Annotated in this window: 1 protein-coding gene; it reads left to right on the top strand. The window is 55.4% G+C overall.

Annotated elements, in window-relative coordinates; all coding sequences use genetic code 11:
• Positions 1–240 (top strand): hypothetical protein (locus Q4563_RS22260; protein WP_303606092.1); only part of this gene is annotated, 240 nt, incomplete at both ends.

Raw genomic sequence — 240 nt, 5'->3', positions numbered from 1 at the left:
CCATGGTGGCGGCGTCGGTTGCCTGTTATGGCTTGTTGATCCAGCACCGCTTGCTGATGGTGGCTTCACTGACATTAAATGATGGTGAATCCGGGGCCTATAATGCCGGTCATTTTTCGCTGGTAGCGGAGCGGGAAGTGGCTCGCAGCGAGCGTGCCAAGCGGCCATTGGCGCTGATTGGTTTCAGTATTGAAGATTTTTCCCAGTTGTGTGACTTGCATGGACAGCACGCCGTCAGCC

The organism is Gilvimarinus sp. 1_MG-2023 (assembly GCF_030548285.1).
Note: the sequence above shows the minus strand (reverse complement) of the source record. Positions and strands in the feature narration are given on the sequence as shown.